This window comes from Hoeflea sp. TYP-13 (assembly GCF_040932035.1).
Classification (GTDB): domain Bacteria; phylum Pseudomonadota; class Alphaproteobacteria; order Rhizobiales; family Rhizobiaceae; genus Hoeflea_A.
Map to the genome: position 1 here is coordinate 749,408 of NZ_JBFRBB010000001.1, position 16,992 is coordinate 766,399.

Annotated in this window: 13 protein-coding genes; 6 read left to right on the top strand and 7 right to left on the bottom strand. The window is 58.1% G+C overall.

Annotated features, from left to right (window positions below; translation table 11 throughout):
• Nucleotides 1-128 precede the first annotated feature (128 nt).
• Together guaB and ABVT35_RS03470 are read left to right on the top strand one after the other, a co-directional pair.
• Nucleotides 129-1,631, top strand: a complete 1,503-nt coding sequence (gene guaB / locus ABVT35_RS03465; RefSeq protein ID WP_368464881.1) for an IMP dehydrogenase — start codon at nt 129-131, stop codon at nt 1,629-1,631.
• A gap of 649 nt (nt 1,632-2,280) precedes the next feature.
• The gene (locus ABVT35_RS03470; RefSeq protein ID WP_368464882.1) at nt 2,281-3,678 is read left to right on the top strand and encodes an MFS transporter; all 1,398 of its coding nucleotides are present in this window, start codon (nt 2,281-2,283) and stop codon (nt 3,676-3,678) included.
• On the opposite strand, the gene ABVT35_RS03475 is transcribed toward ABVT35_RS03470, so the two are convergent.
• The 5 genes from ABVT35_RS03475 to iaaH are packed head-to-tail and all read right to left on the bottom strand — an operon-like array spanning nt 3,679 to nt 9,552.
• Nucleotides 3,679-4,377 (bottom strand): ATP-binding cassette domain-containing protein, encoded by a 699-nt coding sequence (locus ABVT35_RS03475; protein WP_368464883.1) that lies wholly within the window; start codon nt 4,375-4,377, stop codon nt 3,679-3,681.
• Entirely contained in the window at nt 4,374-6,116 is a 1,743-nt protein-coding gene (locus tag ABVT35_RS03480) for an ATP-binding cassette domain-containing protein (protein WP_368464884.1), read from the bottom strand. The genes ABVT35_RS03475 and ABVT35_RS03480 overlap by 4 nt, the downstream gene beginning before the upstream one ends.
• Nucleotides 6,094-6,921 (bottom strand): branched-chain amino acid ABC transporter permease, encoded by an 828-nt coding sequence (locus ABVT35_RS03485; RefSeq protein ID WP_368464885.1) that lies wholly within the window; start codon nt 6,919-6,921, stop codon nt 6,094-6,096. The genes ABVT35_RS03480 and ABVT35_RS03485 overlap by 23 nt, the downstream gene beginning before the upstream one ends.
• A 42-nt stretch (nt 6,922-6,963) precedes the next feature.
• Nucleotides 6,964-8,127 carry a substrate-binding domain-containing protein gene (locus tag ABVT35_RS03490; protein WP_368464886.1) on the bottom strand — a complete coding sequence of 388 codons (1,164 nt, stop codon included), beginning with the start codon at nt 8,125-8,127 and terminating at the stop codon, nt 6,964-6,966.
• A 21-nt stretch (nt 8,128-8,148) separates the two neighbouring features.
• Nucleotides 8,149-9,552 (bottom strand): indoleacetamide hydrolase, encoded by a 1,404-nt coding sequence (iaaH, locus tag ABVT35_RS03495; protein WP_368464887.1) that lies wholly within the window; start codon nt 9,550-9,552, stop codon nt 8,149-8,151.
• Between the two features lie 749 nt (nt 9,553-10,301).
• Here iaaH and ABVT35_RS03500 point away from each other — a divergent pair.
• The 3 genes from ABVT35_RS03500 (at nt 10,302) to ABVT35_RS03510 (ending at nt 13,367) form a co-directional block, all read left to right on the top strand.
• Nucleotides 10,302-12,326, top strand: coding sequence for a methyl-accepting chemotaxis protein (locus ABVT35_RS03500; RefSeq protein ID WP_368464888.1), 2,025 nt, complete (start codon nt 10,302-10,304; stop codon nt 12,324-12,326).
• A gap of 173 nt (nt 12,327-12,499) precedes the next feature.
• Nucleotides 12,500-12,871 carry an ArsR/SmtB family transcription factor gene (locus tag ABVT35_RS03505; RefSeq protein ID WP_368464889.1) on the top strand — a complete coding sequence of 124 codons (372 nt, stop codon included), beginning with the start codon at nt 12,500-12,502 and terminating at the stop codon, nt 12,869-12,871.
• Nucleotides 12,864-13,367 (top strand): SRPBCC domain-containing protein, encoded by a 504-nt coding sequence (locus ABVT35_RS03510; protein ID WP_368464890.1) that lies wholly within the window; start codon nt 12,864-12,866, stop codon nt 13,365-13,367. Before ABVT35_RS03505 ends, ABVT35_RS03510 begins: the two co-directional genes overlap by 8 nt.
• 47 nt (nt 13,368-13,414) lie before the next feature.
• On the opposite strand, the gene ABVT35_RS03515 is transcribed toward ABVT35_RS03510, so the two are convergent.
• Entirely contained in the window at nt 13,415-14,422 is a 1,008-nt protein-coding gene (locus ABVT35_RS03515) for a GlxA family transcriptional regulator (protein ID WP_368464891.1), read from the bottom strand.
• A 105-nt stretch (nt 14,423-14,527) separates the two neighbouring features.
• Between ABVT35_RS03515 and ABVT35_RS03520 the strand changes: the two genes are divergently transcribed.
• On the top strand, nt 14,528-15,574 hold the full coding sequence (locus ABVT35_RS03520; RefSeq protein ID WP_368464892.1) for a proline racemase family protein: 1,047 nt from the start codon (nt 14,528-14,530) through the stop codon (nt 15,572-15,574).
• Between the two features lie 11 nt (nt 15,575-15,585).
• On the opposite strand, the gene ABVT35_RS03525 is transcribed toward ABVT35_RS03520, so the two are convergent.
• Nucleotides 15,586-16,989, bottom strand: a complete 1,404-nt coding sequence (locus tag ABVT35_RS03525; RefSeq protein ID WP_368464893.1) for an aspartate ammonia-lyase — start codon at nt 16,987-16,989, stop codon at nt 15,586-15,588.
• Nucleotides 16,990-16,992: the final 3 nt, after the last annotated feature.

Below are 16,992 nucleotides of genomic sequence, written 5' to 3' on the forward strand. Positions count from 1 at the left end.
AGCGCTTTTTCTGTTCCCTTCACCGTCTATCCGTGGTACCAGCCAACGCCAACTTCTGAACGAATAACAAGTCTGTAGCGGCGCTTTAATGGCGAACCGCCGCATACCTACACCATAGAGGATTGGCCATGGCGCACATTATCGAATCGGCGACAGGACACGAAGCCCTAACCTTTGACGATGTGCTGCTGCAGCCCGGACACTCTACCGTCATGCCCGGTCAGACGGACATCCGCACGCGCATTGCACAGGACATCGACCTGAACCTGCCGATCATATCGTCAGCAATGGATACGGTAACGGAGGGGCGCCTGGCGATCGCCATGGCGCAGGCCGGTGGCATCGGCGTCATACACCGCAACCTTTCGCCAGCTGAGCAGGCTGAAGAGGTCCGCCAGGTCAAGAAGTTTGAATCCGGCATGGTCGTCAATCCGCTGACCATCGGGCCGGAGGCAACGCTTGGCGATGCGCAGGCCTTGATGAAGACGCACGGTATTTCCGGCATTCCGGTTGTCGAAAACGGCGGCACCGGCGGTCACAACACGGGCAAGCTTGTCGGCATTCTGACCAACCGCGACGTGCGCTTTGCGTCCGATCCGGGGCAGAAGATCCGCGAGTTGATGACAAGCGACGGCCTCGTCACCGTCAATGAGAGTGTCGAGCAGCGCGAAGCAAAAAAACTACTGCACCATCATCGCATCGAAAAGCTGTTGGTCGTCGATCCCGACGGCCATTGTGTCGGACTGATCACCGTCAAGGATATCGAAAAGTCGCAGCTCAATCCCAGCGCGTCCAAGGATGCGCAGGGTCGTCTGCGCGTTGCCGCCGCCACCAGTGTCGGCGATGACGGTTTCGAGCGCGCCGAGCGGCTGATCGATGCCGGCATCGACCTTCTTGTGGTCGATACCGCCCATGGTCATTCGCAGCGCGTTCTCGATGCGGTGACACGGGTCAAGAAACTCTCCAACTCCGTTCGTATCATGGCTGGAAACGTCGCCACTGCCGACGGCACAAAAGCGCTGATCGACGCCGGTGCGGATGCGATCAAAGTGGGTATCGGCCCCGGTTCAATCTGCACGACGCGAATCGTTGCCGGTGTCGGCGTGCCGCAATTGTCGGCAATCCTGGGTGCAGTCGAGGTCGCCCAGGCGACCAACATTCCGGTCATCGCCGATGGCGGCATCAAGTTTTCCGGTGATCTGGCAAAGGCCATCGCAGCCGGTGCCTCCGCAGCCATGATCGGTTCGCTGCTCGCCGGCACGGACGAAAGCCCCGGCGAGGTCTATCTCTACCAGGGCCGCTCCTTCAAGGCCTATCGCGGCATGGGATCCGTCGGAGCCATGGCGCGCGGATCGGCCGACCGCTATTTCCAGGCCGAGGTGCGCGATACACTGAAACTTGTGCCGGAGGGCATTGAGGGGCAGGTGCCCTACAAGGGGCCCGTCTCGGCAGTTCTTCACCAGCTCGGCGGCGGTCTCAAGGCCGCCATGGGTTATGTCGGTGCGGGTAATCTTGACGAACTGCACGAGCGGGCGCGTTTCGTGCGCATTTCCGGAGCGGGCCTGCGCGAAAGTCACACGCACGACGTGACAATCACCCGCGAAAGCCCGAATTACCCCGGCAGCGTCTGACAACGCCCGTTGGGCTGTTTGAATATGCGAACGCCGCGTACTGTCTGAAGGCATGGCGGTCGCGTACGTACAGGCGTTGAAGCGCAATATTACTGCAAGCCGAGCAGATTTAACGATTAAGCTTTATATAAGCAAGAGTTGTGGCCGCGCTCATCAGATTTTATACGAAAATATGAGAAATATTCATGTATAGATTTAAAGGTTGCAAGAATTAGTCAAATTTAAGGATTGTTAATGCTTGCGACTATTATTTTGTCGACTAGGTTTGACACGCAAGGGTGAAATACGCAATCTTTAGTAGCCACGTATACTCGCGCCTCGTGGTGGGACTGGGCGGTATATCTTACCCTGGCTTGCTCGCTGCTGTGAAGAGTGAGTTTATGGACAACCGCCCAGTCACCTTTGCCTCAAAAAGATTCGTTTATCCGATTGTGATTGACAGCGCATGCAGCCGTGCCAAGTTGCCGGATGGGTGCGGTCGAGCCGCCCGTAATGAGTGAGATCTTAGAATTGACAGCCCTTCGCTTCCCGCATTCCCGAGCATCTGAAAAAATTTAGGAAACCGCTTGACCTCAAGTTCACTTGAGGAATTAGGATATAAATATCAGATAAATGAAGACCAGGGGAGGGCAGAATCGAGCGCGATCATGTGCAATGGCGGGAAATCGCCGCACCCGGATACCGGGAACCGCTGGCGGCCGCCTGTCTCGGTGTCTGGCTGCATGCCGCCGACAGCCTGCTGATCTCCACCATGATGCCGGCGATTGTCTCGGACATCGGCGGCGTGGCGCTGATTCCGTGGACATTCGCACTTTATGAAATCGGTACAATCGTTGTCGGTGCTGCCTCCGGATTGCTCTCCATGCGTTTTGGTATCCGCAAGCCGATGGCGCTGGCCGGCGCTCTGTTTGCGCTTGGCTGCGTGATCAGCGCCGTTGCCGCTCAAATGGAGGTATTGCTTGCCGGTCGCATATTGCAGGGGTTTGGCGGCGGCGGTCTCATGGCGCTGTCTTTTGTTGTTGCGGGTTCACGTTTCCCCAAGCGGTTGGCCGGCCGCGTCATGGGTGCGATATCAACCATCTGGGCGGTGTCGGCCTTCATGGGGCCGCTGGTTGGTGGCCTGTTTGTCGAATTTGCTTTCTGGCGGGGCGGTTTTCTGTTTTTCGCCGCTCAGGCACTCGTGCTGGCAGTGTGGATGGCGCTCTCAAAGGACCCGGGAGAAACGCCGCCAGTAGCGGATACGGGTGAGCGCATACCGGTCAAAAGGCTGGGCTGGCTGACTGCCGGGGTCGTCCTCGTCGCCTATGGAGGCATCGAGGTTTCGATCCTCAGTACGACCGCGTTCGTTGTTTCAGGACTGCTTTGCCTGGTAATGTTTGTCAGACTGGAAGCCCGCCATGAAGGCAGCAGGATGCTGCCGCGGCAGCCTTTCAGTTTGAAAGACCCGGTCGGCGCCGCGATGTTGATGGTTCTGTGTTTTGCTGCGGCGACGACAGCAGTCACCGTCTATGTGCCGTTTCTCATTACCGGGCTTCACGGCGTTTCGGTGCTCGTTGCGGGCTACATCATCGCGCTTGAATCGATTGCCTGGACTGTCGCCGCCCTGTTGATTTCGGGGCAACCTCAGCACCGCGACCGCATATTCATCATTCTTGGAATGGCAATCGTTACCGTTGGCATAGCAGGATTGATCTACGCGGTTCCGCAGGGGCCCATCTGGCTTATTGCGGTGTGTGCATGTCTGCAGGGCTTCGGCTTTGGTCTCGCCTGGACATTCGTGCTGCGTCAGGCAACGACGATCGCACCGGCCGAGGAAACACAGCGCGTGTCGAGCGCATTGCCGACCGTTCATCGTCTCGGTTATGGGCTCGGCGCAGCATTTATGGGCATTGTGGCCAATGCGGCGGGAATTGAGGGCGGACCGGGTCCAATGAAATTTGCCGCCGCGGCACTCTTTGTTGCAAGCATGCCGGTGGCGTTCTTGGGCCTGATTGCAGCTGTACGGTTCGTTGGCGGCGGAAACGGGGCTCGCTCCACCGTTCATTGATCAGATCTGCAACCGTTCCGAAACGATCTTGCGCAAATCCGGAACTCTCCCGGTCTCGAACACGCATTCGCCGTGATCAAGCAGGTGAACTTGATCGGCAACCTGTTCGACGAGCGTCATATTCTGCTCGACGATCAGGAACGATCGCCCGCATGCAGTCTCCTTCAGGATGGATTTGCCCATGCGGTCGATGTTTTCGGGCTGCACGCCTTCGGACGGTTCGTCGAGAATGACAAGCCGCGTCTCTTCGGCAATCGCACGGCAGAAGGACATGATCTTCTTTTCCCCTCCCGAAAGCGTGCCGGCAAGTTGCGCCAGCCGCTCGCCAATGCGCGGAAAGAGGCTGAAAAGATTGTCGTATCGGGTAAGATCGCGGTCCCGATAATGAAGCGTCAGATTCTCGAATATGGTGAGTGTATCGAAAACGACGCTTTCCTGCGGTGCGTAGCCGATACCAACGCTTCTTCGACTGTGTCCCGGTTCTTCCGTAATATCCCGTCCATTGAATGTTATGGTGCCGTCGGTCGCTTGAAGCTGCGCTGCGATGAGCTTGACCAGCGTCGATTTGCCGACGCCGTTACGCCCCGTAACAAATACGGCCTGTCCGGGGTGAACGTCCAGCGATACATTGCGAATGACGGTGACATCGTCATAGCCGCCCGTCAGATTCCTGACAGCCATAAGCGGAGTCCCGGTCATTTGGTGCCTCCGCTGTAAACGGCCCGGACTTGCGGGTTCTGGCGAATTTCGTCAATGGTTCCGTTTGCGAGCAGGCGACCCTGATGCATGACGAGAATATGATCGCACAAGCGCTCCACCACCCGCATGTCGTGCTCGATAACGATGGCGGTCGAGCCAAGGCGGGCATTGACTGCGGCAATCGCATCGATCATTTCGGCAGTCTCGCCGGTGGAAAGACCCGCGCAGGGCTCATCCAGCAGGAGCAGCCGCGCTTCCGTGAGATAAGTCATGGAAAAATCGAGCATCTGCCTCTGGCCGAGCGACAGTGCGCCGGCTGCCTGGCTTCCTTCGCTCATGAACGCAAACCGTTCCGAAAGATCGTCATAAAGGCTGCTGCGCCAACCGAAAGGCCGCATGGATAGAAGTTCGGCCCACCGGATGCGACTAGCCCACAGCGCAATATCAACGTTTTCGTCGACGCTCAGCCCCGCAAAAACGGACGGCACCTGGAATTTCCGCGACACGCCCTTGCGGGCCACCTGATAAGGTTTCAGACCCGTGAGTGTTTCGCCCTGCCAGGAAATCAGGCCGCCGGTCAGTTGCAGATTGCCGGTCAGGACGTTGAATGCAGTCGTCTTGCCTGCTCCGTTCGGGCCAATAATGGCATGGATGCCGGGCGTTGAGATGTTGAAGCCGAGGCCGTCGAGAATGGTGACCGGACCAATGACGAGTTGGACACTATCGAATTGCAGCTGCGGCGCCTGCGCAGCCTCGCGTTCGGGAAGCAGGACATCGCGCCGGCGTGGCGATTTGCCGTTTCCATCCGTAAGGCTTGACAGTGCCGCTTCGAGGATGCCGACGAGACCACGCGGGAATTTCAGCACCACCACGATGAATATCAGGCCGATAATGACTTCCCAGTAGCGGAAGGTGTCGCGCAGTTCCGATGCAAGAAAGCCGATCACGACGGCGCCGACGACCGGTCCGGCCAGCGACGCCCGCCCGCCAACGGCAGTCCAGATGACGAATTCCGCCGACAGCAGGAAACTGACGGCCTGCGGTGTGACGATACCCTGATGCGGTGCGTAGAGCGCCCCGGCGAGGCCTGCGAGACCGGCACTGATGGCAAAGGCCGCAGCCTTTAGGGCGCTGGTGTTGAAACCGAAGAACTGTAACCGTTCCTCATTTTGCGATGTTGCCGCAAGCAGCACGCCGAGCGGCGTCCTCAGTAGCCGGAAAAGCAGCAGGGAAACGCAGGTAAGGGCCGCAAGGATAACGAAATAGAGGCCGCCGAAACTGTCGATCCCGGGCAGACCGGGAATGCCGGTCATGCCGTTGAACCCGCCGGTCAGCCAGTCGAGTGAATTGGCAAGCTGGAAGCCGAGCATGGAGAGTGCCAGGGTGATCAGCGAAAAATACGGCCCGGAGCCGATCTGGCGGTTAAAGACGAGCAGGCCGACAATAGCGGCAAGTGCCGCCGGCACCAGGCAGGCAATAGCAAGGGCAGGGACTAGAAGGGCGTAGCTGCCGCCGAAATTCTTGAGTGCGGCACCTGCGATATAGGCGCCCATGCCAAAAAACAGCGCCTGCCCGAGCGGCAAAAAGCCGGTGCGACCCCAACACAGCGCAATGCCCTGGCCGACAATGCCGTAAAGAAGATACAACCCCAGCTGATAGGCCGTGAACGTGCCGAAAAGTGCCGGCACGATTGCAAGACCTGCGAGTATGAAAAGACTAGCGACGCGAGAATAGACCATCGGGCCTCAGCCATAAAAAGAGAATGGAAATTGACAAAACGGCCATATAGCCGCTGGTCTTGCTGAACAGCGTTGAAATGGCCGCATCCGATCCGCCGATGACGGACGAGCCGATTAAAAGCCCCTCGAGCGATCCGAGGCCCCCGACAACAAGAATGAAAAAGGAAGAGAGCAGATAGTCGATGCCCATATAGGGTTCGATACGCACCAGCGGAGCGAGCGCAACACCCGCAAGCCCGGCCGTGCATACGCCGAATATGAAGGTGTAGCGGGCAAGGCGTGCCGTATCGATGCCGACGGCTGCCGCAAGCGGTGGATTTGAAACCATGGCCTTGATGCGTGCGCCCGTGTTGCTTTGCCGGTACCACAAAAACAGCAGGCCGAAAAAGATCGCGATTACCGCCAGAAGCAACAACCGGTATGCGGGATAGGCAACGCCCAGGAGTTCGACCGTTCCCGGCAGTATCTGGTCGATGCTCTTGTAATCGCGGCCGAATACCACTTCGACCATCTTGCGCATCAGGATGGAAAGTCCCCATGTTGCAAGCAGCGTATCGAAGGGTCGACTGTAGAGATGGCGGACGATCGACCATTCAACGATATAACCGATCACACCACAGACAGCGAAGGCCAGCGGCACGGCTGCTATGAACGGCAAGCCCGCTCCCTGAACGACATAGACACTGTAGGCACCGAGCATGACGAATTCGCCATGGGCCATGTTCATCACGCCAAGCAGGCCGAAAACGACGGCGAGCCCCAGCGCAATGAGCGCCAGGGTCGCGATGGCATAAACAAGGTTCATGCCGTTTGTCAGAACAAGATCCAAGGTTTCCGAGCCGTCCCGCTATCTGCAGTTTTTGCCTGCACCGACGGCCGGGAAGGCCTCGACGACCCTGAACGCAGCGCCGTCGGCCTCGGCAAGGTAGATGTCCTTCGAGACATGTCTTTCGCTCATTGTCGCGCGGCCGCGCGGACCGTCATAGCTGGTGCCGTCCGCGGTGCCTTCGAAGTCCGCCACTTCAAGCGAGCCGGCCTTTGCGGCCAGGGCCTGGAGCAACTTCATGCCCTCATAGCAGGACTCGCCCAGCGTGTTGAGCGCAGCGGCGTCAGCGCCGAACTTGCCTTTATAGGCTTCGGAAAATGCAGTTGCGGCGGGTGTATCGATGCTGGCGAAATAGCCGGCGGAAGAAAAGAGGTTTTTCGAGTTCTCCGCACCGATACCGGCCAGGGTGTTTTCTTCGATCAGCGTTCCGAGCCGCACCACGGTATCCGGCAGGCCGAAGCTGGCAAAGGCCCGGTTGAAGCCGACAGATGCACCGCCGACCAGCGTTATCAACACGGCATCAGCGCCGCTGCTCTTGATCTTGGCAAGGTTGCTGTCGAAATTGTCGGCGGTGAACGGCAGATATTCCTCGCCCACCACGGCTCCGCCCGAGGCCTCGATATAACCTTTTGCAGCAGCGTTGGTATCGCGCGGCCAGTTATAGTCATTGCCGATGAGGTACCATTTGCTGGCACCCTTCTTGTCGGCCATCCACGGAATGACCGGTTCGAGCTGCTGTGCGGGCGTTTCTCCCAGCACATAGGTGCCGGCCGAGCACTCTCCGCCCTCATAAACGGGCGTGTAGATATAGGGGACCTGCCCCTTGAAGAGATTGGTCAGCGCTCCGCGCACGGCGCTGTCATGCATGCCGATAAAGGCGTCAACCTTCTGACCTTTCCAGAGTTTGAGTGCAGCCTGGGTGGCATCTGCAGGCGGGCCGCCGACATCCGCAAAGACCGGCTCGACCATACGGCCCAAAATGCCGCCGCCCGCGTTGATTTCGGCAACAGCCAGGTTTGTGGCGTTTTCGCATGATGGCCCGAAGAGCCCGGCCGGACCCGATTGAGGCAGGAGAACCCCGACCTTGATGGGATCGGCGGCCCGCGCAACGGTGCCGAGCAGCGACGGCAGGGCGGCAAGCGCCGATACGCCGATCGTCAGCTTGATGAGATTTCTGCGGTTCATGATGTATCCTCCCTTATCGTTCTAAAATTCCGGCGCCGCGTTGAAGCCGATAACGGTTTCGACCGCCTGCGCGATGGCCAGCAGCGTGTCGTCGGAGCCCTCAGGACCGTCCAGTTCCATGCCGACCGGCAGGCGGTCCGCCGTTATGCCTGCAGGCAGGCTGATGCCCGGAATGGCAGCATTGCTTGCCGGGTCGGTATTGCGGATGAAGGTCGGAAAGGTCGGCACGCGTTCGCCGTTGAGTTCCACCGTTTCATCGTCCCCGATTGGGCGGGCGGCAAGCGGAGCGGTCGGGAAGAGAATTGCCGGCACATCGTATTGCGCAAAGCAATCGGCATAGGCGCGCCGTAGCTGCGGCCGCGCCACATCCATGACCTGGCGGTAGACGGTTTCCGGAATGGCATCATCGCCGAGCTGCGATCCGAAGACGGCTTTGACGTCGGCGCTGCCAATCCCCTGATAAATGTCTTCCAGGGTATAGGTGAGACCGTGGTCCGCCAGATATTTTGCGAGATCGACCTTGAATTCATAAAGGGCGACCGGAAAACCGACCGCGTCGTTAAGGGCCGCGATATCGGGTATGTCGACCTCGATCAGCGCCACGCCAGCCTTGCCGAGTTCTTCTATGGTCCGATCGGCGACCGTCGCAACACCCGGGTCGAGATTGTCATAAAAATGCGGGCGCGGGATTCCAATCCGCAGGCCACGCAGATCCGCAATCGTCTCGGCCGGCTTTTGATTGCGCATGGCCGCATCAAGCAGCCGCGCATCCTGGACATTGCGGGTGATGGGGCCTGCCGTATCGCGTGTATGGGAGATCGGGACAATGCCGTCTCCCCGATAGCGCCCGACGGTTGGTCGGAAGCCGACAATGCCGCACAGGGCCGCCGGCAGACGCACCGAAGCACCGGTGTCCGTGCCGATACCGCCCGGCATCATGCGCGCCGAAACGGCTGTTGCGACGCCGCCGCTGGAGCCGCCCGGTATCATCTTGGCATTGTACGGATTGCGCGCCGGGCCGGTCACCGCATTGTTGCTGGTAATACCAAAGGCAAGCTCGTGCATATTGCCCTTTGCCCCAAGCAGCGCGCCGTTGGAAAACAACGCATCGGCGACCGGCGCATTGCGTCCCGCGATATGATCATTAAGTGCGCCAGTGCCGGCGCTCGTCGTTAGCGTCCGGGTATCGATATTGTCTTTCAAAACCAGGGGAACGCCGGACAGGCCTTCGCCGGCCCGACCGCTTTCGTCGACCGCCTTGGCCGCATCACGTAGCGCGTTCCAGTCATGACTAACATAGGCATTCAGTTCAGCGCAGCACTCGCTCCGATCGATATGCGCTTCAACATAGTCGCTGCAAGAGAGCGAGCCGGCCCGCATGGCTGCGAGTGCCTCGGTTATGGTGAGGTCGACAGGGTTTGACAAAGCAGGCACCTCCCAATGCGTGTCGCCTCAATCCTGCCGCTTGATCGAAAGGAGCGGTATCCTCACAAATGAGGATATTTTTTTGCCGTAGCGGATGCGGGTGACCGAGCACCAGCCTTTTCGAAGCTTTCGGAAAGCGGATACGGCGGAGGCTCGCGATTGGTGCGATTTGGTCGGGTAGGTGTTTGATTGGAAAATCAATTATATAGAAGTAGGCAGGTCGATATATGTAAGTAATTACTGATTTTTTATTGAAGCGCACATGTTTAAAGAGATTTTCGATGATCCAACTATTGTTGCGTGTGGTTTGAACTGGTTGCAACCAATGTATTGATTGATCAGTGCGAAGCATTAACTGAATTGAAACCACGTGTTACGATAAATACATAACGGTTGCTTGAATTGTATTGATTCAAAGGCATGACGCCCTGCTGCCGTGTCGGCATAAATCCAACATGTACAAATCGGGTCGGAACTCAACGCATCTGCCAAGAAGTTGCGTGGGGACTTGCTGTGCCGTTTTGCCACCAGGTCAGGTCGCGGCAACAAATATGAGGGAACTTAAATGATCAGGAAGTGTAAATATGGGGCGGTCCGCAGGCGCAGCCACTGCACGCCCCCCTTGGCTTATGAGGGCAGGGCCGCAACGGCCACTTCACCAATCGGCGTCGTTGCGCATCCCGCGCAGCCGGCCGGCAATCACCTGAAAACCATCGGCATATGAGCCGACCCGGATTTGGAGAAATCAGATGAAACGGCAAAGTGGATTTAATACACAGTCGAAGGCTGGCGCCAGATCAGTCGGCATCGGCGCCAAGGTTTATATGATCGTCGGTTTGTGCCTGGCATTTTTGTGCCTGGCCGCAGGCACGGGCATCTGGCAGATGCGGCAGGTTGGTCTTGAAGTCGAGGCAATCGCCGAACGCGATGTCCCGATGACGGCAAGTCTGGCCAAGGTGACGGTCCATCAGCTCGAACAGGCCATTAATTTTGAACGCGCCTTTCGAACGGCACAGGAGATGAAGAACCATCCCGAGGCAAAGGCCGGGTTCGAAAAGGCGGTTCAAACGTTCGAAAAACTGACCACGAAGGTCGACGGCGAATTCGTCGAGGCGATCGAGATGGCCGGTCACGCGCGCGATACTGCCCTGACTGACGCGGAACGCAAAGAATTTCAGAAGATCGCTGAGGAACTAACGGCCCTCGGCGAAATGCACAAAAGCTATGACACGCAGGCCCTCGACGCTATCGAACTGGTCCGTGCGGGTAAGCTGGAGGAAGCCATTGAGATGCTTCCGGGTATCGAAGCCCTGGAGGATACACTGGACCACGGCCTTGAGGCCCTGCTGTTCGAAATCGAGGAATTTACATTGCAGGCCGCGCTGGCGGCCGAGCACCACGAGCAATTTGCTCTCAAGCTGATGTCCGTCATTGCCGCGGTGGCTGTTCTCCTGGGAGTGGTCATCTCGATATTCCTGGTACGGCGGAGCATCACCCGTCCGCTGGCGCAAATCGTCAAGGGGCTCGAGGCGCTCAATGCCGATGACATGTCGGTTGATGTCGAGGTCGTCAGCAATGACGAGATCGGCAAGGTCGCCATGGCCTATGGTGTCTTCAAGGACAATATGATCAAGTCAATGGAGCTTGAGGAAGAACAACAGCGGCTGCTGCAAAAACAGCAAGATGAGGAAGCAAAAGCAAGAGAGCGGGACGAAGCCATGGCCGCCGAAACGGCGATGGTGACCGAGAGCTTCGGCAAGGCAATGTCCTCGCTTGCGCAGAAGAACCTGAGCTACCGCATCGATGAGGCGTTTCCGCCATCCTTCCAGGCGCTAAAGGACGATTTCAACGGTGCTGTGGAGCAGCTCTCGGCAACGATAGACCAGGTTGGCGCCGCCTCCGGACAGATCCTTTCCGGTTCGAAGGAAATCAATTCGGCTGTGGACACGCTCGCCAGCCGCAGCGAGCATCAGGCTGCATCAGTTGAAGAGACCGCTGCAGCAGTCAGTGAAACCACGTCGGCCATGAAATCGGCGAGCGACCGGGCACGGGAAGCCAGCGAACTTGTGACAACGGCCAGAAGCAACGCCGAAAAATCGGGCACCGTCGTTCGCAATGCGATCGAAGCCATGGGCAAGATCGAAGCGTCTGCGGATAAAATCACCGACATCATCGGAGTGATCGACGAGATTTCCTTCCAGACCAACCTCCTGGCGCTCAATGCCGGCGTGGAGGCGGCCCGGGCAGGCGAAGCCGGCAAGGGATTTGCCGTCGTCGCCCAGGAGGTTCGTGAACTTGCCCAGCGTTCGAGCAGCGCCGCCAAGGAAATCAAGGAACTGATCGATACCTCCGGGCAGGAAGTCAAAACCGGAGCTGCGCTTGTCAATGAAACCGGTGAGGTGCTTGAAGCCATCGTCTCGCAGGTAACAGAAATCAACGAGCATATCGGTTCGATTTCGGGTTCGGCCAACGAACAGGCCCTGGGTCTGCAGGAGATAAACGAGGCGGTCAACAATATTGATCAGGGCACGCAGCAAAATGCCGCCGCTTCGGAACAGGCCGCTGCCGCCAGTCAGATGCTCGCGGACGAGGTCGTGCGTATCAACGATATGCTGCAGCAGTTCGATATCGGTATGGCCGGACAACGCAAGGTGTCCGAGCCCGTCGCTCAAAACAGCAATGCACAAAAAGAGCAGGTTAAGCCAAAGCCGGCCGCCGCTGCTTTTGACGGCAACGCCGCCATCGATACAGATGGTGATTGGGACGAATTTTAAGCAGATTTTTCCTGTACAGCACAAATTGAGGGCCGCACATCACGTGCGGCCCTTTTTTTGATACCTCGGATTCACTGCCCTGGAAGGCGCTGCAACAAGCGCGGGTCGGTCACGCCGCGCGGGCCATTGCAAAAACTGTTGACGCGGGTGAATTTTTATATAACCATCATGTTATGGAAGCAATTGGTTATATAAATAGGCAATCAAGTCTCGATGCCGTTTTTGCAGCTTTGGCCGATCCGACGCGGCGGGCAATTCTGTCGCGGCTTGCCGAAGGCGAGGCTTCGGTCAATGAGATCGCCGCGCCTTTTGAAATGAGCCAGCCGGCAGTGTCGAGACATCTCAAGGTGCTCGAACGCGCCGGGCTCATAGAGCGCGAAATTGACCAACAGCGCCGCCCTGCGCGCCTGAAAGCCGAAAAGATGGCCGCTGCCGTCGCGTGGCTTGAGGAGTTCAGGGCATTTTGGGCTGGAAGCTTCGATCAGCTTGATGATGTCCTTGTCAGTATGAAACTAGCCGAAAAGAAAGAAGCAAAAGATGAGTGAACTTCCTGAATATGTACATGACCGCGTTTTCGACGCTCCCCGCGAAATGGTCTGGCGTGCCTGGACCGATCCCAAGCTGCTGTCCCATTGGTATGGCCCGGGGGTGGAGACGGTCATTCACAAATTTGAGCTGAAGCCGGGTGGGGTATGGCTCAACGAAATGAAATGGGGCGCCAAATCCGATCTGAGCAAAATGGAATTTCAGGAGGTCGTGCCGCAGGAAAAACTGGTCTGGCATCACTCGTCGACAGACTCTAACTGGAACATCATCACCAGTCCGATGATGGCGGACTGGCCGCGTGTGCTGTTGACGACTGTGACGTTTGAGGATGCAGGCGCCAAAACAAATGTGCGGCTTACGATGGTGCCGCTTGATGCGACGGATGCGGAGATTGCCTGCTGGGCCGGAGCCATGGAAGGCATGAAGAAGGGCTGGGGCAGCGGATTTGTCGTACTGGACGAACTGTTGGCGAAGCTGCAGGCGGAAAACTCCTAGAGCGTGTCCTTCACCGCCAGATATTCCGCGCGAACAGCGGCTGCGCCCTATCGAACACGCGCGAGCCGTTGTTCGCGATAAAGGCGGGGAGGGTCCCCGAATTCGCGTTTGAACCATCGTGAAAAGTGGCTGCTGTCCGCAAAACCGCATTCATGGGCGATTTGTGTGATTGTCCGCTTGGAGTTGATCAGCCGCCAGCGGGCGTGCTGCAGGCGCATATCGCGCCAGATTTCCTGCGGCGTTGCTTTGGCATGGGATCTGAAAGCTCTGTTGAGTTGCCGCACCGTCGTTCCGAGCGTTCGGGCAAGATGCTTGGTGGTATCAGGCTCCCTGAGCTTCTGGCGCATGATCCGAATTGCCTGCTCGACCCGCCAGTTGCCGCAATCTTCAAGGTCCTGATAGGGCATCCTTCCAACATCATGAGCCTGCCGGTGCTCATCGACGACCATCGCCGTCAGACCCTTCAGACCGCGGGATTTGCCGCAGTGTTTGATCAGGATCTCGACAGCCAGGTCAATCGCGGCGGTTCCACCCGGGCAGGTGATAATCTCGCCGTCATCGATATAGATTTCGTTCTCTATTGGCACGACATCTGGAAACAGCTCAACGAATTCGGGCCGATGGTGCGCGTGGATGGCGCAGCGCCGCCCGCTGAGAAGGCCGGCTTTGGCTATGGCGAAACTGCCGGTACACAAGCCAACGAGCTTCGTTCCCCGTTCGAACGACTGCCGAAGGAATGCAAACGTGTCCGGGTGAATGTCATCAAGTTCAGAGAGCAGGCCGCCAATCACGACGATGTAGTCATAATCGCCCGCATCCCCGAAGGTCTTCCACGGCAGGACAGACAGGCCGGAACTCGATTTTATTGGTTTCGTCGTATGGGAAAGAACCTCCCAATTGCAAAAAATCTGCCGGCTTCGGTCCGCTTCATCGGCAGAATGGCGTACCGCATCCAAAAAGCCGGCAAATGGCAGTAGCGTGAACGCCGGCGTCGGGATGAAGGCGAAGCGGACGTCCGGCTCCACATCTGCCGGAACGGGAGTAGGCTGAAACATGTCGTGCTCCGTCGCTGTCTTCCGCCGCATACATATAAATGTCTGACCTATTCTATTGGATGTCTTGTCCGTTCAGCAAGATCTTCTCAAAATGATGGAGGTACAATGCGCTGGAACCGGACAGTAACGATTGTGGGCGCCCACGCCGAAGGGGAAATCGGCCGGGTGCTGACAGGTGGCGTTCTGGATATCAAAGGAAAGACCACGCTCGAAAAACTCGAATATCTTCAGGCGCATGATGAACTGAGGCAGTTCGTCAATCATGAGCCACGCGGATGCGCGCAGATGACGACAAACCTGCTGTTGCCTCCCAGCCGTTCCGATGCTGATGCGGCCTTCATTCCCATGCAGGCCGACGGCAGCCATGCGATGTCGGGCTCGAATGCGATGTGCGTGACGACGGTCCTTCTGGAAACGGGTATCTTGTCCATGCAGGAACCCGAGACCACCGTTGTTCTCGACACGGCGGCGGGTCTTGTAAAAGCGCGTGCCGTGTGCCGCGACGGCCGGGTCGAGCGGGTTTCGCTGGATTTCTTTCCGGCGTTCGTTGAGCACCTCGGCGCCAGTCTGGAAGTCGAAGGACTTGGAACGCTGTCTGTCGACGTCTCTTTCGGCGGCGTTTACTACGTCCTTCCCCGAGCACGTGAACTGGATCTCAGGATCAGCCCCGATACCGCCCAGGACATGGTGTCACTGGGCAACCGCATAAAAGCGGCGGCAAGGGAACAATTGCCGGTGCAACATCCCGAGATCAGGCAATTCAACGCGATCGAGTTTCTGATGTTCGTTGATGACATAGACGCTGCCGCAAACGCCTATCGCAATGCGACGATCATGCCTCCCGGGCGGGTCGACCGGTCCCCGTGCGGCACCGGTACGGCCGCGCGTCTTGCCGTCATGCATGCCAGAGGCGAGGCGCGGATCGGGCAGGATTTCGACATGCGCTCCACGATCAACAGCCGGTTTTCCGCAACCATTCTCGGAACCACAACCGTTGGCGGCAGGGCGGCGGTCTTGCCGCGCATTTCCGGAAGGGCGTGGATCTACAGTGTGACGCAACTGGGCACTGACCCGAGCGATCCCTATCCTGTCGGCTTCACCATGGCGGACACATGGGGTACGGATATTGCGCACGCAATACCCGGGGTCTGACCGGCCGCCGGTCAGGCGGCAGGTTTTTCGCGGTATCGGGTTGCATCGTAGAGGACATTGATCACCTGATCCCGGGTCAACAGACCCATGTCGACGATAACGTCGACAAACAGTTTTCCCTCCGCCTCGGCATCCTTGACGATTCTACTCACATCGGAATAGCCGAGTTTCGGCACGAACACCGTTGCCAGCGCGCTCGATGCCAGCAGGTTTTCAAGCGCCTGTTCTTCATTCGCCTTGATGCCGGATACGCACCTGTCGGCGAAAATACGGCTGCCGCGGGTCAAAAGATCCATAGTGTCGAACAGACGTGAGGCTATCACTGGCTCGAAATGATTGATCTCCAGCTGCCCGCCGAGGGAGGCGAGCGACACCGCCGCATCGTTGCCGACGACCGCGAAAGCGATCTGTTGCATCATCATCGGCAACACCGGATTCACCTTGCCCGGCATGATCGAGGAGCCCGGTTGCACCGCGGGCAGGCGTATCTCGCCGATGCCGCTCTTGGTTCCCGAAGACATGATGATGAGGTCGAGACAGATCTTTCCCATGACTTCGGCGGCAATGCGCAATTCACTTGAAATGCGAGCGAAGGAGTCCGCGTTCTGCATGCCGTCGAACATGTCGGCTGCAGGCCTGACGGGCTTGTTCAAACCGGCAGACAGATGGCTGTACACGAGCTCGCGAAAACCGGGGGCCGAGCCAAGACCGGTGCCTATAGCCGTGCCGCCCAGCGGCAGCACAAGCAGCTCTTCCACGGCCTTGCCGGTTTTATCGCCGATACGGTGGATGGCTGCGGCATAACCCCCGAATTCCTGGCCCAGGGTCATTGGTTGCGCCGCCTGCATGCATGTGCGGCCGATCTTGAGAACCTTCGAAAATTCCTGCGACTTGATCTGGAATGCATCGCCCAATCGCTTCAAAGCTGCCGTCAGGTCAGTGGATTTTTCATGAACCGCCAGCTTGACCGCCGAAGGAACGACATCGTTGGTGGATTGTCCCATATTGACATGGTCATTGGGGTGCAACCGGTCGTAGCGGCCCGGTTCATGGCCGAGTAGCTGCAACGCCCTGTTGGCTATGACCTCATTCGCATTCATGTTGATCGAGGTGCCACCGGATCCTTCCAGAAGATCAACGACAAAGTGACAGGTGTGTTTGCCTGCAAGAATCTCGTCGCAGGCTTCGACAATTGCCGCACCTTTGGCTGCGTCCAGTACACCCAGCGCCGTATTGGCCTTGGCTGCGGCTCTCTTGATCGCTGCGAGGGCGCGGATGAGGGCAGGCTCGTCGCCGATCTTCAGCGGTGAGACTTCAAAATTTTCGACACCCCGGAGCGTGTTGATGCCAAACAGGACATCCGCCGGTACATCGCGCTCGCCAAGGCTGTCGGTTTCTTTTCGGGTATTTTTCATGGC